The 22,622-nt window shown below is 37.2% G+C and carries 14 protein-coding genes and 1 CRISPR repeat array; of the genes, 3 read left to right on the top strand and 11 right to left on the bottom strand.

Going from position 1 to position 22,622, the window contains the following annotated elements:
• Nucleotides 1-210: 210 nt before the first annotated feature.
• The 5 genes from Q4534_RS06645 to Q4534_RS06625 form a co-directional block, all read right to left on the bottom strand.
• Nucleotides 211-1,131, bottom strand: a complete 921-nt coding sequence (locus tag Q4534_RS06645; RefSeq protein ID WP_303612379.1) for a helix-turn-helix transcriptional regulator — start codon at nt 1,129-1,131, stop codon at nt 211-213.
• 6 nt (nt 1,132-1,137) lie between these two features.
• Entirely contained in the window at nt 1,138-1,701 is a 564-nt protein-coding gene (locus Q4534_RS06640; protein ID WP_303612378.1) for a GNAT family N-acetyltransferase, read from the bottom strand.
• A 596-nt stretch (nt 1,702-2,297) separates the two neighbouring features.
• Nucleotides 2,298-3,173: a toprim domain-containing protein gene (locus tag Q4534_RS06635; RefSeq protein WP_303612377.1), complete on the bottom strand. Its 876-nt coding sequence runs from the start codon at nt 3,171-3,173 to the stop codon at nt 2,298-2,300.
• A gap of 209 nt (nt 3,174-3,382) precedes the next feature.
• Nucleotides 3,383-4,618 carry a VapE domain-containing protein gene (locus tag Q4534_RS06630; RefSeq protein WP_303612376.1) on the bottom strand — a complete coding sequence of 412 codons (1,236 nt, stop codon included), beginning with the start codon at nt 4,616-4,618 and terminating at the stop codon, nt 3,383-3,385.
• Nucleotides 4,619-4,702: 84 nt separating this feature from the next.
• Nucleotides 4,703-5,023 carry a helix-turn-helix domain-containing protein gene (locus Q4534_RS06625; RefSeq protein WP_303612375.1) on the bottom strand — a complete coding sequence of 107 codons (321 nt, stop codon included), beginning with the start codon at nt 5,021-5,023 and terminating at the stop codon, nt 4,703-4,705.
• Between the two features lie 681 nt (nt 5,024-5,704).
• Here Q4534_RS06625 and Q4534_RS06620 point away from each other — a divergent pair.
• The 3 genes from Q4534_RS06620 to Q4534_RS06610 all read left to right on the top strand — a co-directional run bounded on the left by Q4534_RS06620 (nt 5,705) and on the right by Q4534_RS06610 (nt 8,343).
• A complete protein-coding gene (locus Q4534_RS06620) occupies nt 5,705-7,027 on the top strand; it encodes a site-specific integrase (protein WP_303612374.1) in 1,323 nt (440 codons plus the stop codon).
• A gap of 17 nt (nt 7,028-7,044) precedes the next feature.
• Nucleotides 7,045-7,920, top strand: coding sequence for a hypothetical protein (locus tag Q4534_RS06615; RefSeq protein ID WP_303612373.1), 876 nt, complete (start codon nt 7,045-7,047; stop codon nt 7,918-7,920).
• A gap of 195 nt (nt 7,921-8,115) precedes the next feature.
• Nucleotides 8,116-8,343 (top strand): hypothetical protein, encoded by a 228-nt coding sequence (locus Q4534_RS06610; RefSeq protein WP_303612372.1) that lies wholly within the window; start codon nt 8,116-8,118, stop codon nt 8,341-8,343.
• An 88-nt stretch (nt 8,344-8,431) separates the two neighbouring features.
• Here the strand turns inward: Q4534_RS06610 and Q4534_RS06605 are convergent, their stop codons facing one another.
• From Q4534_RS06605 to cas1, 6 genes are all read right to left on the bottom strand, one after another.
• The gene (locus Q4534_RS06605) at nt 8,432-8,671 is read right to left on the bottom strand and encodes a hypothetical protein (RefSeq protein ID WP_303612371.1); all 240 of its coding nucleotides are present in this window, start codon (nt 8,669-8,671) and stop codon (nt 8,432-8,434) included.
• 236 nt (nt 8,672-8,907) lie between these two features.
• On the bottom strand, nt 8,908-9,165 hold the full coding sequence (locus Q4534_RS06600) for a hypothetical protein (protein ID WP_303612370.1): 258 nt from the start codon (nt 9,163-9,165) through the stop codon (nt 8,908-8,910).
• Nucleotides 9,166-9,579: 414 nt separating this feature from the next.
• On the bottom strand, nt 9,580-10,248 hold the full coding sequence (locus Q4534_RS06595) for an SOS response-associated peptidase (protein WP_303612369.1): 669 nt from the start codon (nt 10,246-10,248) through the stop codon (nt 9,580-9,582).
• A 723-nt stretch (nt 10,249-10,971) separates the two neighbouring features.
• Nucleotides 10,972-20,553: direct repeats of the CRISPR family, unit length 37 nt; unit sequence GTTTCAATCCTATTTGAGGTGGATATGGTATTTGAAG.
• Nucleotides 20,554-20,742: 189 nt separating this feature from the next.
• Nucleotides 20,743-21,318, bottom strand: a complete 576-nt coding sequence (gene cas4, locus Q4534_RS06590; protein ID WP_303612368.1) for a CRISPR-associated protein Cas4 — start codon at nt 21,316-21,318, stop codon at nt 20,743-20,745.
• Complete coding sequence (gene cas2, locus Q4534_RS06585) at nt 21,318-21,608, bottom strand: CRISPR-associated endonuclease Cas2 (protein ID WP_303612367.1); 291 nt, start codon at nt 21,606-21,608, stop codon at nt 21,318-21,320. The genes cas4 and cas2 overlap by 1 nt, the downstream gene beginning before the upstream one ends.
• A 6-nt stretch (nt 21,609-21,614) precedes the next feature.
• Nucleotides 21,615-22,622 carry a CRISPR-associated endonuclease Cas1 gene (cas1, locus tag Q4534_RS06580; protein ID WP_303612366.1) on the bottom strand — a complete coding sequence of 336 codons (1,008 nt, stop codon included), beginning with the start codon at nt 22,620-22,622 and terminating at the stop codon, nt 21,615-21,617.

Raw genomic sequence — 22,622 nt, 5'->3', positions numbered from 1 at the left:
TATTTAAAGGAGAACCCACCCTAAACGACTAAACCTGACCTGCATCTTTCCCAATTCTAGGACATTTTAAAATTCGAAATTTAAACTTCAATCAAATCTTTACAAATAACCTCTAAGGGATTTATTAACCAAAGATTTTTTTGAAAGATTAATTTAAGCTATACCACTTTACACTTCTACCTCTAGCCAATAACTGAAAATTCATTTAATTCACGCCGTCTTCACATCCTTGGTAATCTTATTCAATAAATCAAACTTGTTATTACTTTCTGCTTTTTTGAAAATATTCTGCATATGCTTATTCACGGTTCTTTCGGAGATAAACAAAGTATCTGCAATGTCCTTGTAAATATGACCTTCCCGGACCAATTCGCAGACTTCAATTTCTCTTTTTGTCAGGCCAAGCTTGGTACAGCGGATGGTGAAAATTTCATCTTCATTTTTGGTTTGCAGAAGGTTCAGGGTTTCCAAATCTTTTCTATTTTCCTCGACCATGTTCCGGATATACAGGACAGTGATTACCAGAAAGCCCCCATTTGTCAATAAAACTTCTGTCAGCTGTGTTACTTCCAAATAAGCCAACAAAGGCATCAATGTCCAGGGAGCTACCGCAACGTAAGATAGAATAGCATCGAAGGAAGCTTTGCGCGTTTTGTAGCGTTGGCGAATGCCCCAAAGGATATTGTACACCATGTAAAAAGCATAGGAAAACGGAATGATCATTCCCACATAGATCACCGTCTTGAGGTCTATTCCTAAAGGATATAATATACAGAAGAAAAGTACAAACGGTAAGATCAAAAATATTAACACCCCGTATTTGGCATGAAATTCTAAATGCGTAATATTGAATGCCCTGTAAAAATAGTAGGGAAAATAAGCTCCCATACCGAAACCGGCACCATAGGCAAGAATGTATTGCAATGTTACTGACAGAGGTAAATCTTCGTCTGGAAAAAGTCCTCCGGCCAAATTGTAAAGGATCAGGAGGAAAAGCAAAATCAGGTAATATTTCCTCTTCTTCTCATTCGGCTTTTGGAGATAAAATACCAGTTGGTGGGAAAACATCATCACCTCCAGCAAAACAAATACTAAGGTTACAATGTGAATTTCAGTATTCAGAACAGTCATAATGTTTTAGGCAGTTTTCAAGAAGTAAAAAGGAAATCCAAACTTTTCGGAAACGGTATAAATCTCCAAACCGTTTTTCTGATACCAGGGGAGATTGCTCTCTGTAGATGTTTCCAGGTAAACAGGACGGTCAAGTGTTTTGGAATAATCCAATACATGCTTCAGGATCTTAGTGCCAAAGCCATTTTTTTGCTTTTCCGGGCTTACCCCAACAAACCATAAATAGGTGAAAGGCTCTTTGGGATAATGTTTTTTTATAAAGGACTCCCTGGACAAAGCTTTGGGAATATTTCCCACCCCAATGGTTTTGAAAATTAACTGTATATCCAGATACGTACTTTTCCAAGAGAACTTTTTCTTATCCTGAAATTGGATCATGGCGCAAGCATTGCCATCCTCCGAAATAAAAACTTCACCCATATCCATGCAGTTTTCAAAAGAATACTCCATCAAATAGCGAATTTTCTCTTCTTCTTTACCAGCAATGTAGTTGACACTTTTGTTTTTTTTGAATGCTTTCAACAGGATGGTTACGACCTTTTCCCTGTCATTTTGGGTTGCTTTTCTCATTTGATTTTTTTTGTTAAAATCCGAGTTGCGAGGATTTTTCTTCTCCACTCCAAATTACACAACTGTCAAACAGGAAGGGAAATGGGAGGGGCAAGTTCGTTTTTGGTAGAAAAAAAACCAGCGGTTTTTTGTCGGACAAAGACACAACTTGCAAGGACCGCGCACAGCGGATTTCTAGTGGCACCAACGTGTTAGATAGCCTCTAGTCGGTTAAGTAAAGAACTGTTTTAATATAAATTAATAACTAAATATTACTAATAATATTGTTAAACATATGTTTTTATCTAAGTATATGCAAATTAATATTATATTTTTATTGGGTTATAGGGATCTTTAAATATATGGTAATATGTGTATTTGAATACCTAAATAGGCATTTATTATTGGAACTCAGCATTCCATTTTTCGTCATTCCCCCCTCCCTTTCGGAATATAATTATGTATAGCATTATTTGAATAGGAATGTATACAGATATGGGTATATCGGCATACCCGTATATTCAACGCTTTTAAAGGCAAGGCCTTGAATCTTCCCCAACCAACAATGTTACTGCCATTATTTTTCTGTAGGATTCCTAAAATCCAGAATTGTTCAATCATCTTTTTACGCTTAAATTTTCCCTACTCATCCAATACTCGTTTAAATCTTTATGGGGATGAAATAATTCTGACTTGTCTCGGCAATGGGTTAGGCTATCCATTAGTTTTCTGGCCGCCTCTTTTCCAGCCTTATCCCTATCCAGAAATAATTTCACACGGCTGTACTTATTTATTTTCGAATAGAATCCCGGTAAATTGGCCAAAGAATTGAGCACCATAAAGTCCGCTCGGTAATGTTCCGCTTTTCGCATCTCCCTATAACTCAACAGGTCAAATATTCCTTCAAAAAGGCAAAGATCTGCTGAATTGTTACAGTAAGTAGATACTCCCTGGGCAGTGCAGCCTTTCCAATATTTGTTACGAATTGCCCAACCATTTTCATGAGGATTGCCTAGACCAAAATATCTGTTGTCACCAATGCGGTAATAGACTTCACGGCAAAATTCTTTAGCTGTATCCAGAAGGATTCGCCTGGATTGAAGGTAATCCGTTATGGCACTATTGTTTCCTAGTGGTCTGGTTTTTATAATCTTGATTCCTGCAGCTGTCTCCTCAGGTGGGTCGGGTCGGGGAATAGCAGGCTGATGAAGAAAAAAAGAAGATCCACTTACCGTTTCGATTTCCCTAATAGCATCAGGAACAGTATAAGCAGGATTCATTTTAAGAACCAGATCAATCAACGTACCCCCAGCATTTCCATCTCCGAAATCTACCCATAGATTTTTGCTCGGGCTTACCTTAAAAGAAGGGGTTGATTCCTCCCGGTAAGGAGAATAATAAAAGCAATAACCTGCTTTAACTTTACTTGGTCTGATTCCCATCTGGTCCAGATAGGTTATTATGGATATTTTATTTGCCTCTTTTGCATTCATTGTTCTTAAGTTTAATTTTTTTGAAAAACCACTTACTACAGCTACTACCTTACTACATATTTATTTTAGTTCATTGATTATTAACGCTTTATGACTGAAAGCAATTTGAATCCGTCTTACTACAAAAACTTTTATTGTAGTGGGTTGTAGTAGTCTGATTTATCCTATCTTACTACCTATTTAAAAGCTGTATTTCATTTGTTTACAGCTTATTTGTAGTAAGTAGTAGGTTGGTTTTGTTTTATGTAATATCCTTTTTCAGGGAAGTTTTGAGCTTCGTTTCTCCGAACTTGAGACTGAACGTGACCAAGCAATTTCAAAGCTTTACCAATCTCCACAGGGCTAATCCTGAGGTTACCGGAGATATTTAAAACCAACTGATGGCAGATATCGGTAGCTGTCATGAATTTATCATGATCCTCTTTAGTGCCTGGGGAAAAGAATTTTTGCACCAGTTCTACTTCAGGAGAAATGGTTTTGTACTGGTTGTTCATGATTTCATTTTCCCGGATTTCCTTCGCTGTCATTTCATAATGAAAATTCGAAAGGTATAGCTGATAAGCTTGTGCCCAAACCCTATCGATATCAATGTCTTTTATGTAATTCCAATTAATTTCCATTACAGTAAAACATAGCCAGCGTACGCTACCTGTCACATCCGTGAGAAACTCGGCCTTATTGGTAGATCCCCATATGGAAGCCCTTCTCGGTTCCATTTTAGGCTTCTTGTCATAAGGATGCCTGACTTTGACTTGTGATTTACTCATCAGCGTTTTCTGCGCATTGATCTCGGTTTTGGAAAGTGTGGAAAGCTCATCCTGTATGATTCCGAAATTCTGACTCAAGGCGATTAGACTGTCCTTGTCCACAGAAATATTTTCAGCTTGGTAAGTCTTCAGCTGATCTGGAATCAGGAAACGAGTAAGTGTGGTCTTGCCGCTATTCTGTTGCTCCTGTACAAAGATCAAGGCTTGCTTATTGAAAAAGTCATCCCGTAGACAACAGGCCACACAGCACACCAACCATTTTTTAAACTGAATCTCAAAACGTTCTTGTCCTTGTACCTGAATATAGCGAGTGAATTCCTGGATATAGTCGCCATGGCTGACTTCACTCCAGGAGTCTCGTACCTGTTTAAAGTAATTCACGAAAGGATTTGTTTTTGGGATAAAATCTGAAGACAGAAAGGTATTGATCTCTGCTACCGAGGTACGGTATCCCTCCTGTCGGCATTCTATGTAGAGCGTATGGGGATTGACTGGGTGGTACTTTTTTCCTTCTTTTTCTTTTGCAAAGACCTCGTTGAGTACCATGTTATTTTTAAACTTATATTTTGACATCAGGAATCTGATCATCCGAATGGTCGCACTCGAAGATTTCTCATCAATCTTTTTGATAGGGGTTTCATCGTCCATATTTCTGTAGATTTGGGTTGATTTTTCCATACAGAAATGGTATATTTATCTCAGTGAAAGTGGAACACCATTTCCTAATGAAATTATTTAAGGCGGATCGGGCATGATCCGCTTTTATTTTTTTCGACCGTTTTTTTGGTGACCGGCATTGAGGATATCCGACTTTTTGAAATATACCCTGGTGTTTATCACCTGTTCCTTCAGGAAGCCTTCCCTGCGCCAGTTGTTGATTGTCGTGCGGGAGCGCCCTAGCAGTTTCATTGCTTCAGGGATCTGTATCAATTCATCGTCAGGAGTAACTGGTTGCAACTCTGGGATTATCCTTGAAGCTACTTCTTCAGCAATCTCCTGGATAAGTTGTCTTTTGTCAATTGGTGAAAAGATCATGTCATTCATATTCGGTTTTCGTTTGGTTTGTTGGCCGAATATGGTCACAAGTTGGCAGGGGTAGTTAGCTGGGGTAGTACCCCAAGTTTTCGGAAACCTTCATTGTTGGCTGGAATGGAGGATTTTTAAAAGAAAAAAATTGCATAAAGGCAAAATGCTTATTGAACTGATAAGAATGATCCTTCAAGCCATTGAAAGAGATGACTTCATTCTTGTTCGGAAGCATATTAAAGATTTTGAAAATGTAAGTTTGAAACTGGCCGTTGGATGATATGGAGGAAAAGCTAAAAGGTTTATTCTAAAATAACGTCCATTCAATTTCTAGGTCACTCCACCCAATTGTTGTAATGAAAAAATATTTGAAGTTGGAAACTATTAGGTCTCGTTAAAAAAATTCGGCAAATTTTAGAAAATGAAAAAACAGGAATACTTATTTTGAATTAAGCGGTTAGAGTAAAAATTCGGATAATTCGCCCCTGATCAAAAAGAAAAAACCCTAACCTATTGAAAGTCAATAAGCCAGGGTTTTGTTCAGTAGAGAGTGGGGGATTCGAACCTATACACTAGAAGTACCATAATATTATCATAAATACCATATATACATATATATAGCACTATTTTATCCTAGGTAAGGATAAGTTTTGAACACATTTAATCAACTTTTTCGCCCCTGAATTCGCCCCTGAATTTTATTTTCATTAAGTTTAAAAATTATTAATAAACTAGAGCATGGAAGCATCTTTAAGATATGAGCTAAGAAGGGATTTAGAAAACAAAAAAGGGGAGCAACCACTTACGTTATTGATTCATCTGTCAAGTCAGCGGAAAAAAGTTGCCACCGGGATACGTCTTATACCAGAGCTTTGGTCCCTTGAAAAGCAGCAAATTTTAAACCTTACCACCAAACTAAAAACCCTTCTACAGAAAAAATACGGAGACAACCTTCCTAAAAAGCAAACCTTAATCCAATATCAAGATGATCTAATTGATCTAAAGAACAAAGTCAGGAAGATTGAGGAAGGATTTAGATCTAAGGGGATAACCTATAGTGTTGAAATGCTGATTGAGAAAATCAAGGAAACTAAAGAGATAAAAATCAAAAAAGAAGATCCTACTAACTTGGTTTACGATTTTATCGACCGGTACATTCAAGAGCATGAACTCACACGAGTGAAGGGTAGTCTAGTTGTTTATAAATCGCTCAAAAATCATTTGAAAAACTATGAAGTAAAGACAAGAAACAAAATTCGGTTTGAAAATATCGACTATACATTTATGCAATCCTTCCAAAACTTTTTGATTAAATGGGAAAAGGTCCATGAGACCACTGGAACTGTCAATACTTTAAACAACATTACAATTGCTAAGCAATTAAGTACGCTTAAAACGTTTCTGGGATATGCCAAAAGACTGGGTATAAAAGTTAATGATGGGTATAAGGATTTCGCAATAAAAAGAGATAAACTTGAAGTAATCGCTTTAACCCAAGATGAATTGGACCAACTTTTTACTTTCAATTTGAGCTCAAACAAACGGTTAAGACAAGTACGTGATGTTTTCTGCTTTAGCTGTGTTACAGGCCTTAGGTTTTCAGATCTTCAACAATTAAAAAGAGAACATATCAAAGAAATAGAAATCAGGCTGACCGTTAAAAAAACCAAAGAACCTTTAATTGTCCCACTAAACAGTTACTCCAAAGCTATTTTGCATAAATACAAAGAACTTGTCTCTCCCCTACCCGTAATTTCCAATCAAAAATTCAATAAATATGTAAAGGAACTTTGCAAATTGGTGGGTATCGATGATCCAATTGAAATTATCCGGTATAAAGGAGCCATTAAGCAATCAACTATTTACAAGAAACACGAAATTATCAGTGCACACACTGGTAGGAAAACCTTTGCAACTCTTTCTCTGGAAAAAGGAATTCCAGCAGAAACCGTGATGAAGATAACCGGACATTCAGATTACAAAAGCTTTCAACGCTATGTGAAAGTAACGGAAGAAAGAAAAAGAAACGAGATGCAGAAAGCCTGGGGTGCTCCTATTTGATATTTAAAATATAACCCATGAAAAAGTTTGATCCCAATAGACCTTTATGGCAATACAAACTCAGAGAATACTTACTGCTTTTTGACAGTTATTCTGAAGAGGAAAGAATTCTTGCATATCGTTATGGTTGGCATATTTTTTCCAGCAATCGAAATCATTTTGAGAATTTTTCCCATTTTATTCAGCGCAGGAAATGGTTTATATACCTTTCATTGATTTACCCAATCCTCCTTACCTTTGTAAGTCTTTTACTAGCCGTTTCAGTCCTGACAATGGACGTTACTTTAAAAGTACCCATTGCTATTATTTTCTCAGGGATAACAGCTGGAATAATTTACAATTTGATTGGCAATACGTTTAAAAATATTCGGGAGACGGGGATTTTTTTAAAATATGTTGATCCTGCCGAAAAGCTAGCCAATTTCCGTGAGTTTGAAAATCTTGATTATTTGGACAAGCAAGGAGCAATCCAATTTTATGATAATATGAGGGCGAAGCGCGATTATTCAATTATAGCTGCTGATGAAAACGAGCTAGATAAAACGGAGAAATTACTGGCACTTGATTTTCTATTAGGCGGTCCTGGAAATCTGAACGAACTAATTAACAAACTTTGTCATCACTCAACATGTAAATTGACTAAGGAAGGTGTTTATCGTGTATTAGGGGAAATTCTAGCAGCCTCTCCAGACAATATAAAAAAGGACATTACTAAAGGAGTAAAAGAAATTAGATCCGGAAAAAGCTTGGGTCAAAAAAGAATAGACCAGCTAACAAACGTCAAGGCCATCTTTAATCAATCAAAATTGGCAATAAAGGCCAATGAAATCGATAAACTACTTGACACCGCCCAAACAGCAACACTGGATAAATCACGTTTAGATATATATTAATTTGCGGTTAAAGGACTTAATGTAGCAGGTACCATTCAAAAGTATAACTGTACCATTCTAATTTGTAAACTACAATAGGCTATATTAATTCAAGTCATTGGTAATGTATGAATTATACCTTACTTTTCAACCAAATTATTTTTAGTTCAACCAAAATTTGACTAACTTAAAGTATCAAATTTTATTTAATCAGCTATGAAATTCCTGATCAAACTTTTCTTAGTTTCCTTTATTTGCATGATCGCCATGATTGGTGCCTTAGGGAGCGACAACCAATGGCCTGGACTGATTGTAGCCTTTGCTGTGTGGGGTTGGTTTATTTATTCTCTCTCCAAACCAAAAGAAACGGCTACTGATAGAAAAATCAGGGCACAGGAGCGAAAGATTGAGGAATTGCTACGGAAACTGGAACAAAGAGGTTAGTGAGCTCCCCTTGATTGGACCAATTGATCTTTTCAAAAGCTTATCATTTCAAGAAATTTTTCCGAGGACTTAAAATCCTTTCAGAAAATTAAAGCTCAATTTTCAATCCCTCCAATTCCAACTCCTTTATATGCATCCCAGCTTCAATCAATTTCTCTGATTCTATGGACTGCAGGGCTTTTTGAATCAGTTCGATGAGTTTTTTTCCTTTATCCAATCTTTCAAAAGGAAAGGGATGCAAATTTTGATCTATCAATTGATTGATCTTCCGGTCTATTTGAGTTTGCCTGTTTTTCAATTGTAATACAATTACCGATATATCTTTCATTGTCTATTTAATTAACATAATTAAGTTAATAATTTAAACAAATACTTGATGCACCTTGCTAGATTTTAAAATTTTTCTAATCTCTTTTTCAATAGCAAAATTTCTCCAGAGAAGTAGTTTTTAGTGTGTTGTGTTAAATTATGACCTAAAAAGCTTAAATAAGCCTTTCCTCAAAGCCCAATTCTTAATCTCCATCTTAAAAATAAAACAAAAAAGAGCCCCGCAGGGCTCTTTTTTTAAGATTTGACCTTTCTGGACTTCCCTGTTTTCGGAGCAGCTACTTTTTTGCTGATATAGGCCGTGTGGGTTTTACCATATTGATCCGGTTCTTTCAGTGAGGCGACTTCAAATACCAGGTATTCATTGCCATCGTAGTCGACCATATGGTCTTTCAGGATTTCCTCTAATGTTTCCTTGGAGATGGATACTCGGATGATGTCTAGATCTTTTACTTGGGTTCCTTTGCCGATGTAGGTTTTTTCAAATTGTGACATGTTTTTACTGTTTAAGGTTTTAAATTTGATTATGCCTAAGAGTACGGGGGTTGCCAGGGACCCCCAAGCCAAGGGCTGAGCAAAAAAATTGTGGAAGGCTTCCTCTGGAAAACCCTATTTTTTTGATCGGGCGAAGCGCACCCTTGGCGGGTAGACCGCTGCTCCCATCTTTGCATTTATCATAATTCACAACCGAGAACAGTATCGAACATGGAATTGGAAAGGCTTCCATTAAAATGAAACAAGGAGGAGTTCTAAGCAATTAAAGAGTATATCCAGCCATAGAATAAGGAGAATTTAAGGGACCTGGACGAACGGCTCTAAAGATCCTTACATTTGAAGTCACCTAGGGAGGTAAAATAGGAATACCCTATCGGACTTATCCATATGAGCTGTCCAAAAAATTGACTATCCCTAAACCGGATCCAGGATTTCAGGGTAATTGTTTGTAGGTTTGTTGACTTTGCTGGATATTTCGTAAGCCTTCATAGCATCGGCCGGATAAGCGTTCAATAATTTTAGCAAATCCTTGGGGTTTTGATCGGGTTCCAACCACATTTTTTCTTCTTCCCTAGTCAAAATCACTGGCATTCTGTCATGGATCTTGGCCATTAGTTTATTCGGGGCAGTGGTGATAATGGAGTAGGAATTATACATTTCACCTTCAGGATCCTTCCAACTTGACCAGAGTCCGGCGAAAAAAAAGACCTCTCTTTCGGGAAGGTAAATTCTGAATGGCTGCTTTTCTTTGCCTTGCTTTTTCCATTCAAAAAAACTGTCAGCCAGGACCAAGCATCTTTTGTTGTTTACCAAAAGGGGCTTAAAGGAGGGTTTTTCCAGCAGCGTTTCGGAACGGGCATTGATCATTTTATATCCCACCTTTTTATCCTTTGCCCAATGCGGCACCAAACCGAAATGAAAGACATCTATTACATCAGGCTTATCCGAAGTTACCACCGGAGCCAATTGGGAAGGAGCAATGTTATAGGAAGGCTTCCAGTTCTTGGCCTTTTCGGATAATCTCAACTTCAATTGATCTTCAACTTTTTTAAGGTCTTGTTTTACGGAATACCTGCCGCACATGGTTTTCTTTTGTATGGTTAAGATTAAATATACAAATAAAATGGCTCGGTTCTTACTTACCTTCCAGTATTTGGCTTAGGGATAGCAATGGAAATCCTTTTTTGTGAAGGAAGCGTTGAGAAAAAGATTGGAATGGAAACAAAGTGGTAGCCCGACCTGAAGGGTAAGCCCCAAGCATAAAGACTGCTATACGTTCCGATGATTCTGCATATTAAATAAAGGCAATGAGGGTGAAGAAATTTATCTGGTTACAGAGGAAACTTCAATTGGAAATGACCTGAAGCTTTTCAAAAAAATTCCTGAAATTTGTGGTATTCTAAGTATTCCCGTGATTACCCTTCCCGAACTTTTAAAAAAGTATCCAGAGGTTGATTTCGGTTTTAGTTAATTGCTTAAAAAAATTGAAACACTAGTCTCATTAGCATGGTCAAACCAAAACAAGAATTGGGAAGTAACAAGTGTTGGGATTATCGCTGATGATTAGATATCACTCCAATCTGAGGTGGGTTTGGTATTTTAAGAGAAACGGGTGAATTTAAAAGAATATTGAACTAAAAAAATAAAGGAGGATAGCCAACAAGTGGCCAGAGCCTTCCTTTCCTTAGGGGGTCATCCTCAGACAACCAATACTAATATAGCGCAAATCCTTAAAACTTCAATCCTATTTGATGGGATTTGGCATTTGAAGCCTAAAACACCTCCCTTACTATGTATATCCTTGTAGTTTCAATCCTATTTGAGGTGGATATGGTATTTGAAGAGCCTTGATACTCCTTTTGGTATTGAGGGTCAGAAAGTTTCAATCCTATTTGAGGTGGATATGGTATTTGAAGCTTAAACACCTACAAAAAGAAGCCCCTTTGGCGGTGTTTCAATCCTATTTGAGGTGGATATGGTATTTGAAGGAAAACATTCCAACTCGCAGCACAGCAAAGGAATGGTTTCAATCCTATTTGAGGTGGATATGGTATTTGAAGCTGTTCTTTGCGGAACCTCAAATGAAGGTGAAATTAGTTTCAATCCTATTTGAGGTGGATATGGTATTTGAAGTTCTCCATTTGGTTTCTTAAGAGAAAACCCGGTGCGTTTCAATCCTATTTGAGGTGGATATGGTATTTGAAGTAACAGAGCCCCTCGGATAGGAGGTCAGGGGAAAAGTTTCAATCCTATTTGAGGTGGATATGGTATTTGAAGGAAAAGGGGAACTGAGGTGCTCAGCCCCTCAGTTGGTGTTTCAATCCTATTTGAGGTGGATATGGTATTTGAAGTGTCGTCCGGATCGTTCCATCTAAGATCTCCCACAAGTTTCAATCCTATTTGAGGTGGATATGGTATTTGAAGAGAACAATGCCTGATAACCGTCCGGGTTGTTTTCCTGTTTCAATCCTATTTGAGGTGGATATGGTATTTGAAGTTCGTAGACTTCTTTTGGCATTTTCCGACCTTTATGTTTCAATCCTATTTGAGGTGGATATGGTATTTGAAGATGATGGGAAACTTTACCTAATGTCAAAAGAAAAAGGTTTCAATCCTATTTGAGGTGGATATGGTATTTGAAGAGGATAGATACGGCGAAATTAAGAAAGGAGATAGGTTGTTTCAATCCTATTTGAGGTGGATATGGTATTTGAAGATAATGAATTCCGATACCTTTGATCAATATTACCTGTTTCAATCCTATTTGAGGTGGATATGGTATTTGAAGCTATAGGTCTCCAGATCACAATGAAAATGTTGGTGGGTTTCAATCCTATTTGAGGTGGATATGGTATTTGAAGGCTCAGACCAATTACTTTTCGCTCAATCTAAGATTGGTTTCAATCCTATTTGAGGTGGATATGGTATTTGAAGCAAGCTTCCGGAGCTGCTGCAGTTCCTGCATCTCCTGTTTCAATCCTATTTGAGGTGGATATGGTATTTGAAGCCAAGGCCACCTGTACAAAATGTGCCTTATCCTTGTGTTTCAATCCTATTTGAGGTGGATATGGTATTTGAAGTATGGCCGTTGCCATGGGATCAAAACACATCATCAAGTTTCAATCCTATTTGAGGTGGATATGGTATTTGAAGTTGGCTGGATCATCGTCGTATTCCCAATTTCCGTAAGTTTCAATCCTATTTGAGGTGGATATGGTATTTGAAGTTGGAACAAGTATAAAAGAGACTTTTGTTGGGGTGTTTCAATCCTATTTGAGGTGGATATGGTATTTGAAGCATGAGAAAACTGCCATTTAATTGCGGTGTGGTATTCGGTTTCAATCCTATTTGAGGTGGATATGGTATTTGAAGTAAAACCTGCTGGTGATAATATAGAATTTCACAGAATGTTTCAATCCTATTTGAGGTGGATATGGTATTTGAAGTAGTGCTGATTCTGTTAAGTCAGTTACTCAACCAAAGTTTCAATCCTATTTGAGGTGGATATGGTATTTGAAGGATATTTACCCCACCGCCAAACATGCACATTTCACGGGTTTCAATCCTATTTGAGGTGGATATGGTATTTGAAGGTGAGGAGGATGCCATTGCTGAGGGAATTGAAAATGTGTTTCAATCCTATTTGAGGTGGATATGGTATTTGAAGAAGTTCTCAAGGTGCCAGAAATGCAGGTGTAGAGGGTTTCAATCCTATTTGAGGTGGATATGGTATTTGAAGTTATTCATAACTTTTTGTTTGGTTTATGATGCTAAGGTTTCAATCCTATTTGAGGTGGATATGGTATTTGAAGATATGAAACTTTTGATAAGAATAGGGATAAGTATTGTTTCAATCCTATTTGAGGTGGATATGGTATTTGAAGACCATCCGGACCATGAGAAAGAATTAGATAGAATCATGTTTCAATCCTATTTGAGGTGGATATGGTATTTGAAGTGCAGTACAATTATGTACTTTTGTGCCTGATCCATGTTTCAATCCTATTTGAGGTGGATATGGTATTTGAAGCTTAGGGTCACGGCCTCTAAGGGTCACGGACTTCAGTTTCAATCCTATTTGAGGTGGATATGGTATTTGAAGTTATACACTCACATCCGTAAAACACATAGCAGCAGGGTTTCAATCCTATTTGAGGTGGATATGGTATTTGAAGTTTCATCCAAAAAAACCTAGAAAGAAATGAAAAATGTTTCAATCCTATTTGAGGTGGATATGGTATTTGAAGATCAGGGAGTAGAAGTAATAGCGACGGAAGATCTTGGTTTCAATCCTATTTGAGGTGGATATGGTATTTGAAGACAGTGAACGTTTCTGCGATGTTTCTGATTCTACGCGTTTCAATCCTATTTGAGGTGGATATGGTATTTGAAGTATCCTTCATCATTTGGCTGTCTTTGTAGTCAATATGTTTCAATCCTATTTGAGGTGGATATGGTATTTGAAGCAAGCTATTGAAGGGGCTAAGGATGGCCTTGTGGAGTTTCAATCCTATTTGAGGTGGATATGGTATTTGAAGCAGGAAAGGCTACAGTACATTATTTCTGAGATAGGGTTTCAATCCTATTTGAGGTGGATATGGTATTTGAAGATGAATGATACCTTCGCAAATTTCTGTGGTTAGGCCGTTTCAATCCTATTTGAGGTGGATATGGTATTTGAAGAATCACCTCCCAAGCCATCATTCGCCGCATGCACGGTTTCAATCCTATTTGAGGTGGATATGGTATTTGAAGAAAGGTATTTCGATGTAGTTAGCGAAGTTTTAACTTGTTTCAATCCTATTTGAGGTGGATATGGTATTTGAAGAAAACCCTAAAGTAGCAGGGGAATACCCTGATTACAGTTTCAATCCTATTTGAGGTGGATATGGTATTTGAAGATTTCAGGCTATGGCCACGGCCAAGATTCTCAAGAGTTTCAATCCTATTTGAGGTGGATATGGTATTTGAAGTTGACGAAAGCTTCCTTTTGATGTCTGCACCTGTAAGTTTCAATCCTATTTGAGGTGGATATGGTATTTGAAGATAAGGAGTTCTACAAACCGTGGAGGGATCGAACTATGTTTCAATCCTATTTGAGGTGGATATGGTATTTGAAGAATTTGAATCAATTTAGGTATGTTGAGAATAGAATGTTTCAATCCTATTTGAGGTGGATATGGTATTTGAAGCGCACAGCCCTGCAGGTGGGAATACCCACAAGTCTGGTTTCAATCCTATTTGAGGTGGATATGGTATTTGAAGACAATTATCGTGATGCCTCCCTATTTGCCAAAGCACGTTTCAATCCTATTTGAGGTGGATATGGTATTTGAAGAGAATTAAGGTTTGTTGATTGCTCAAACATAATTAGTTTCAATCCTATTTGAGGTGGATATGGTATTTGAAGTTTCGCTTTAGGCATGTTTTCATTAATAGACTTGATGTTTCAATCCTATTTGAGGTGGATATGGTATTTGAAGAAAAACATACCGCCTGCACCAAAAAAAGGCTCAATAGTTTCAATCCTATTTGAGGTGGATATGGTATTTGAAGTGATAAGTATGGTACCCAGCCCTAACCTGTAGTCCGTTTCAATCCTATTTGAGGTGGATATGGTATTTGAAGGTTGTATTCTCCAATCCATGTCAGAGGCTCCAATATGTTTCAATCCTATTTGAGGTGGATATGGTATTTGAAGCTGTGTTACTGGCCATAGTTTGCGGGAATTATGGCAGTTTCAATCCTATTTGAGGTGGATATGGTATTTGAAGCATGTACCCCCGTCAAGAGATCCCGAGGCAGAATAAGTTTCAATCCTATTTGAGGTGGATATGGTATTTGAAGCAAGCTGGTTTTTAAGGATCCAGCAAAAGGCCATGGTTTCAATCCTATTTGAGGTGGATATGGTATTTGAAGTCAGATTTGTAATCACCTGCATTTTCAGTTCGTGTAGTTTCAATCCTATTTGAGGTGGATATGGTATTTGAAGTATACTACCCAATCCTCTTCAAATCCTACGTGATCAGTTTCAATCCTATTTGAGGTGGATATGGTATTTGAAGTTTTCCATCGGTTGTGTTGTAGCTCCCCTCAGCATGTTTCAATCCTATTTGAGGTGGATATGGTATTTGAAGCATAGTCGATTGAACCGCCTCTATGGTCATAATTGTTAGTTTCAATCCTATTTGAGGTGGATATGGTATTTGAAGTTTTCTGCCGGGAAGACACTCGCAGAGGTACAGGCCCGTTTCAATCCTATTTGAGGTGGATATGGTATTTGAAGCGAGTGAATAGGGGTCTTTGGAGGTGGAGAAATCAAGTTTCAATCCTATTTGAGGTGGATATGGTATTTGAAGTGAACAGTTTTTTAGGTCGTTTAAGTTTCGGTATGGGTTTCAATCCTATTTGAGGTGGATATGGTATTTGAAGAACCATCCAAAAAGCAGGATTCGAATATGTGGTTATGTTTCAATCCTATTTGAGGTGGATATGGTATTTGAAGATTCTCATCATCAACCTCCAATACTTCTGATTTCCGTTTCAATCCTATTTGAGGTGGATATGGTATTTGAAGCTTTTTTTGCCTGCATCTTTTCAACCTCATTACCTTTCAGTTTCAATCCTATTTGAGGTGGATATGGTATTTGAAGGCTTCGCCCTAGTACCGTCCGAATCACCACCTCCAGTTTCAATCCTATTTGAGGTGGATATGGTATTTGAAGATATGCTTTTGGTCGGACAGACCGAAACCAAAGCCAAGTTTCAATCCTATTTGAGGTGGATATGGTATTTGAAGCCTATGGAAAAGAAAGAAACCAATAGCAGGGTAGGGTTTCAATCCTATTTGAGGTGGATATGGTATTTGAAGTAGCGGCCTTTAGAGAATGCTTTGTATCCCTCTATCGTTTCAATCCTATTTGAGGTGGATATGGTATTTGAAGTAAACCGCTCGAGGTCTATGCCCGCATTCTGCACCCGTTTCAATCCTATTTGAGGTGGATATGGTATTTGAAGCGTCATTCTGTAGTATGGTTTCATAACCCTAAAATCGTTTCAATCCTATTTGAGGTGGATATGGTATTTGAAGCGAGTACGATGGCTTGCATTTTTTTGAACATCGGATGTTTCAATCCTATTTGAGGTGGATATGGTATTTGAAGACCAGAAGTATCTATTTCTGATAACTTAGCTCCATTTAAGTTTCAATCCTATTTGAGGTGGATATGGTATTTGAAGCTGCTCAGGTTTCAGGGCTGAAAGTCGCGGATGAAGTTTCAATCCTATTTGAGGTGGATATGGTATTTGAAGTGCTCTTACATAGATGTTCTATTGCTTCGTAAGGCGTGTTTCAATCCTATTTGAGGTGGATATGGTATTTGAAGATTGTATACAATTATGATATATGTTTAATTCACAAGTTTCAATCCTATTTGAGGTGGATATGGTATTTGAAGAAAAGAGTTCGAAGAGTTTCCGTTTGAACACGAAGGGTTTCAATCCTATTTGAGGTGGATATGGTATTTGAAGGCTCCTATTGATGGTGTTACGGGGACTTGGTTGCCGGTTTCAATCCTATTTGAGGTGGATATGGTATTTGAAGCCTAAATCAAAAAGGAGAGCAAATTGAATGTTCATTGTTTCAATCCTATTTGAGGTGGATATGGTATTTGAAGAAAGGGAAGGGGAAAACTTAGAGTACCCATTAAAGTTTCAATCCTATTTGAGGTGGATATGGTATTTGAAGCTAGTAATAAGCTTGTTTTAGTTTCTAATGCCCTTCAGTTTCAATCCTATTTGAGGTGGATATGGTATTTGAAGCCTTTGGGGACACATTTAGGGCTGTTGGAACAAGCAGTTTCAATCCTATTTGAGGTGGATATGGTATTTGAAGCTTGGTTATGGTCTAACGATTGGCCTTGCATTGGGGTTTCAATCCTATTTGAGGTGGATATGGTATTTGAAGTCTTTAATGAGATTCTTTAAGAAACAAGGTGATGCGTTTCAATCCTATTTGAGGTGGATATGGTATTTGAAGTCAATTTGGCTTTGATGTGTGTTTCCAAATCAATACCGTTTCAATCCTATTTGAGGTGGATATGGTATTTGAAGTTAAAGAAAGAACGCTTTATAACGTTCTGCCAAAAAGTTTCAATCCTATTTGAGGTGGATATGGTATTTGAAGATGGATAACGATTCCTAAAGAGGATGTTTTGCACATGTTTCAATCCTATTTGAGGTGGATATGGTATTTGAAGAAAATAAGATTATGAAAATTACAGACGAAACAAGAGGTTTCAATCCTATTTGAGGTGGATATGGTATTTGAAGTAATGCTTGGATGGGATGAAATGGAAGGTGACGCAGGTTTCAATCCTATTTGAGGTGGATATGGTATTTGAAGCGTATCGCAAGGACTGAAAGCGTAACGGCTGCTAAGTTTCAATCCTATTTGAGGTGGATATGGTATTTGAAGACCGCCTCCAACGGCTGTTTGTGTATATGAAAGTGTTTCAATCCTATTTGAGGTGGATATGGTATTTGAAGTCCGGTCGGTTTGCTTACCACTTCTAAGTTCAATCTGTTTCAATCCTATTTGAGGTGGATATGGTATTTGAAGAATAGATGGCCATGACAATGTAGACGGTGGTGCAAAGTTTCAATCCTATTTGAGGTGGATATGGTATTTGAAGAATTTTATCCTTAGTTATTTCTAGGATTCCATTATGTTTCAATCCTATTTGAGGTGGATATGGTATTTGAAGTGAGGTAATGATCCGTTACAGGCCACAATTACCCGTGTTTCAATCCTATTTGAGGTGGATATGGTATTTGAAGTTAGCCACCGCACAGGGTTTGCAATTCATCTTCAGTTTCAATCCTATTTGAGGTGGATATGGTATTTGAAGTAAAAAAAGCCCTTTAAACGTATTTAAAGGGCAAAAAGTTTCAATCCTATTTGAGGTGGATATGGTATTTGAAGTTGGCTTCTTGGTAATTCTCATCGCATATTTGAATAGTTTCAATCCTATTTGAGGTGGATATGGTATTTGAAGTTTGCAATATTACGCTGAATTGAATGAGGATATGGGGTTTCAATCCTATTTGAGGTGGATATGGTATTTGAAGAGGATATGGATAGAATAGCTTACTATCTTAACGAATGTTTCAATCCTATTTGAGGTGGATATGGTATTTGAAGTAGAACATGATTTAATTTGCAAGGAAAGCGATCCATGTTTCAATCCTATTTGAGGTGGATATGGTATTTGAAGCGCTGCATTGGATGGAAAAGGCGGTCTTTATGATGTGTTTCAATCCTATTTGAGGTGGATATGGTATTTGAAGTTCGGGAACTTTAAGCGGTACAACCAACCAAATTGCGTTTCAATCCTATTTGAGGTGGATATGGTATTTGAAGTTGATCCCCTAAACTTTGGAAATCTGTTTATGATGGTTTCAATCCTATTTGAGGTGGATATGGTATTTGAAGTTCATCAACAGAATAACCCGTTCCCGATATAAGGGGTTTCAATCCTATTTGAGGTGGATATGGTATTTGAAGGAAGCTGTGCAAAATACTTCTTGTCCACATTATCACGTTTCAATCCTATTTGAGGTGGATATGGTATTTGAAGAACACCTCCTAAAACTGGTATCAATGGTGATTCTAGTTTCAATCCTATTTGAGGTGGATATGGTATTTGAAGTTTCAAGTCATCCACTCATAAAGTAGGTAGGTTAATGTTTCAATCCTATTTGAGGTGGATATGGTATTTGAAGTCTGGAGACCGTCCATCTTTACATCCATTATTATTAGGTTTCAATCCTATTTGAGGTGGATATGGTATTTGAAGTGTGGTGTCAATTGGGTTTTTCTTGTTCTGCTCATGTTTCAATCCTATTTGAGGTGGATATGGTATTTGAAGCTCTCCATTTTCGCTAAGTAACCCTAATGGATAATGGGTTTCAATCCTATTTGAGGTGGATATGGTATTTGAAGTTTCAGCACTTGCGTTTGTATCGCCTGGGGCTAACATGTTTCAATCCTATTTGAGGTGGATATGGTATTTGAAGGAAACGGTTTTTCATATTCATATACCAACCAGTGTAATGTTTCAATCCTATTTGAGGTGGATATGGTATTTGAAGAATTGAACCGGCTAAACATAAAAGTTCATCTACGAGTTTCAATCCTATTTGAGGTGGATATGGTATTTGAAGCCCCTCGGAATATACAGGTACGGTTACATTTCCCGTGTTTCAATCCTATTTGAGGTGGATATGGTATTTGAAGAATTTTAATAGATTTTACCAATGCCCCGACACCAAAGTTTCAATCCTATTTGAGGTGGATATGGTATTTGAAGCACGGTCAGTCATTTCATAGTACAAACCCGTTTCAAGTTTCAATCCTATTTGAGGTGGATATGGTATTTGAAGTTTTATAGGTATATTTGGTTTGCTTGCCATATCAACTGTTTCAATCCTATTTGAGGTGGATATGGTATTTGAAGTGTAACCCAATTCGATAGAAAGACCGTCAACAACGTGTTTCAATCCTATTTGAGGTGGATATGGTATTTGAAGAATAAAAACCGCTAATATAACCCTCGTACCAATCGGTTTCAATCCTATTTGAGGTGGATATGGTATTTGAAGAATTTCGCTCATATCGAGATTGCAAATGTTCTTTTGTTTCAATCCTATTTGAGGTGGATATGGTATTTGAAGAAGGGACTTTCCAAGACAACAAACACCACCACATGTTTCAATCCTATTTGAGGTGGATATGGTATTTGAAGAATTATACGCCTATCTTTCTCGTCACGCTTTACAATGTGTTTCAATCCTATTTGAGGTGGATATGGTATTTGAAGTGACCTACTGAAGTCAATTTAAAATCGGATGTGGTGTTTCAATCCTATTTGAGGTGGATATGGTATTTGAAGGATCCTATGGTTATAACGGAAAATCCTGCGCTCAAGTTTCAATCCTATTTGAGGTGGATATGGTATTTGAAGTATAAATCTGACCTTAAGATTATAAGTGTTCCATGTGAGTTTCAATCCTATTTGAGGTGGATATGGTATTTGAAGTTGGCTTCTTGGTAATTCTCATCGCATATTTGAATAGTTTCAATCCTATTTGAGGTGGATATGGTATTTGAAGAAATACGTTCGCCAATGGTCCCCAAACTTCGAGATGTTTCAATCCTATTTGAGGTGGATATGGTATTTGAAGATTGCGGGTTCTAATATGGATCCAATACGAGGGTAGTTTCAATCCTATTTGAGGTGGATATGGTATTTGAAGCTGATAGGCAATAGACCTGAACTTGGCATAATCCAGTTTCAATCCTATTTGAGGTGGATATGGTATTTGAAGGCGATTTTCATCTTAAACCTCTTATTACCAATTATATACATTGCTTTAATATCTCTATACATTATATTTTTTATGATGTCAAAGAACATTATAACCATCATTTTACCTTATTTTCCGCATCTGTAACCATTTGTTTATCAATATACTACACAACTATTTCTACATCTTGAAAATAAATTCGTTACCAGATCATTGAATACAGATGTTTCTATAGGTACAATTTAAGCATCGCTGCTTGAATTTCGTCGCTTTTGGAAAAAAATTTTTACTAATAATTTCTGCCATTGCCGCCATACTCTCTTTAATTTCTTCTTTTGCTTTTTCATTTATATCAACTTTTATAAGCTTATTCGACGATCTGATATAAACAAGAAATCCCTTTTTTACTTCCCCTCCAAAATTGTCCTCGATCAAGACTGCATAGCAAATTAATTGTTGGCGATATGTATCATAAAGACGCTCTTTCCATTCTGCAAACTTATAATCAAGTGGTGCATAACTTCCATCCTCCAACAACAATACCTCATCAACTTTCCCTCTCAATCCTTCTATACTTAAGTATTGATCCGGCCATTTTTCAACAGCTCCTATTTTTTTTCTTAGGTAGGATTTGTTTTGTTCTAGTTTCTCTTGATGAACATTTCGACCTCGCTGTACTTTATGAAATTTATCCTCAAATTGGGGAATCCTCAAAACATATTCAAAATAGGTGAATCGTGCACAATACAAATACTCTATTACTTGAGAAGGATAGAAACTATACATTAGAAAAATAAGGATTTTACTTCATCACTGATCAATTTTTCATCAAATGCCTGTCCTAGCATAGCACAACTTTTCAATTCATCTTTGCTCATATTGAAAATATATACTTTATCAATATCCAGATCCAGCATAGATTCAATTTCCAGCTGAAGGCTGTCTTTTTCATTTTTATTTAAAGTTCCTAAAAAGCAGGAATACTGCACCCTATAGAGTCCAGTATGCTTGCAGATTTTAGAGACCTTGGTTCTTACCTTGTCATTCTTTATGTCATAAAGTACCCAAACAATCATATCAGATTAATTTTCATTACTTTTTTCAATTAACAAATTTGCAAATTTATGCGCTTCCATTTGCAAGGCATTCATTCGAGTCTGGTTTTTTCCGGCATATCTGATCCTTTCGCTGTCTAAATATTCAAGATATGGACTGACAAAAAACGCTTTACCTTCTGTATTCAATGAAACAGCCCCCTTAAATTCATCAAAAAATGACTTTTTAATCTTTTTTCCTGAAAATAATCGAAAAACAAAGCGTTCAGCATAGATGCGATAGGGTTCAATGCAATCAAATACGAGACTTTTGGTATTGTAATCATCCCTATGCATAAAACCTACATAGGGATCAAGCCCTGCTAACATCAACCCTCGCTCTACACGGCTATAGAGTATACCGTAGGCATAGTTGAGCATGGCATTAAATGGATCTTTGGCAGGCCGAAAACTCCTGCCTTTAAAAGAAAATGTAGCCGGTATACAAAGCGAAAGCGCTTCAAAATAATGCCTCCCTGCCGAACCTTCCCATCCTCTAATACTATCTGCAACAGCATTTACAGAACCACCCTCTACTTTACCTATTTTGGTTCGTAGTTCTAGGATTGAGCAAACCCGTTGTTCTAGTTTTTCTTGAAGAGCTGGCCGGTTCTTTTTTAGATCGTTTAAAAAATCAGTTTGATTCTCAAGTTTGGTTATGAGCCAGCCCTTAACAAATTTTAGCCCCTCTTCATCCATGGACACTTGTAATTGGCGTTTTCGGATTTTTGTAGTACTTCCCAATTTACTATGCCAAAACCTCCCCATTGGATGGCCATCTCTTTCTACCACAACAATATCAATATTATGGCGCAGTGCCAAGGCAATAGCATCCGTAGTAATCGCAGACCCTTTGGAAATTATAAAAGAGGTGATTTTATGTGCTGCAATATGACTGATTTTGGCTGGCTTGGTTTTATCTTCCTTTACTTTAATCTCAAACATATCGTCTTTGACATGGAGATATGTACCGAAAGTATTAATGAAAACTTGCAT

It is taken from the genome of Cyclobacterium sp. 1_MG-2023 (assembly GCF_030546805.1).
In the GTDB taxonomy this organism is placed as follows: Bacteria; Bacteroidota; Bacteroidia; order Cytophagales; family Cyclobacteriaceae; genus Cyclobacterium.
Note: the sequence above shows the minus strand (reverse complement) of the source record. Positions and strands in the feature narration are given on the sequence as shown.

What these genes read in the sequence shown, in the direction of transcription:
- Q4534_RS06630 (WP_303612376.1), bottom strand. Translation starts at nt 4,618, where the DNA reads ATGGAAAAATCAACCCAAATCTACAGAAATATGGACGATGAAACCCCT.
- Q4534_RS06600 (WP_303612370.1), bottom strand. Translation starts at nt 9,165, where the DNA reads ATGTCACAATTTGAAAAAACCTACATCGGCAAAGGAACCCAAGTAAAA.
- Q4534_RS06605 (WP_303612371.1), bottom strand. Translation starts at nt 8,671, where the DNA reads ATGAAAGATATATCGGTAATTGTATTACAATTGAAAAACAGGCAAACT.
- cas1 (WP_303612366.1), bottom strand. Translation starts at nt 22,622, where the DNA reads ATGCAAGTTTTCATTAATACTTTCGGTACATATCTCCATGTCAAAGAC.
- Q4534_RS06640 (WP_303612378.1), bottom strand. Translation starts at nt 1,701, where the DNA reads ATGAGAAAAGCAACCCAAAATGACAGGGAAAAGGTCGTAACCATCCTG.
- Q4534_RS06620 (WP_303612374.1), top strand. Translation starts at nt 5,705, where the DNA reads ATGGAAGCATCTTTAAGATATGAGCTAAGAAGGGATTTAGAAAACAAA.
- cas4 (WP_303612368.1), bottom strand. Translation starts at nt 21,318, where the DNA reads ATGTATAGTTTCTATCCTTCTCAAGTAATAGAGTATTTGTATTGTGCA.
- Q4534_RS06595 (WP_303612369.1), bottom strand. Translation starts at nt 10,248, where the DNA reads ATGTGCGGCAGGTATTCCGTAAAACAAGACCTTAAAAAAGTTGAAGAT.
- Q4534_RS06635 (WP_303612377.1), bottom strand. Translation starts at nt 3,173, where the DNA reads ATGAATGCAAAAGAGGCAAATAAAATATCCATAATAACCTATCTGGAC.
- Q4534_RS06645 (WP_303612379.1), bottom strand. Translation starts at nt 1,131, where the DNA reads ATGACTGTTCTGAATACTGAAATTCACATTGTAACCTTAGTATTTGTT.
- Q4534_RS06610 (WP_303612372.1), top strand. Translation starts at nt 8,116, where the DNA reads ATGAAATTCCTGATCAAACTTTTCTTAGTTTCCTTTATTTGCATGATC.
- Q4534_RS06615 (WP_303612373.1), top strand. Translation starts at nt 7,045, where the DNA reads ATGAAAAAGTTTGATCCCAATAGACCTTTATGGCAATACAAACTCAGA.
- cas2 (WP_303612367.1), bottom strand. Translation starts at nt 21,608, where the DNA reads ATGATTGTTTGGGTACTTTATGACATAAAGAATGACAAGGTAAGAACC.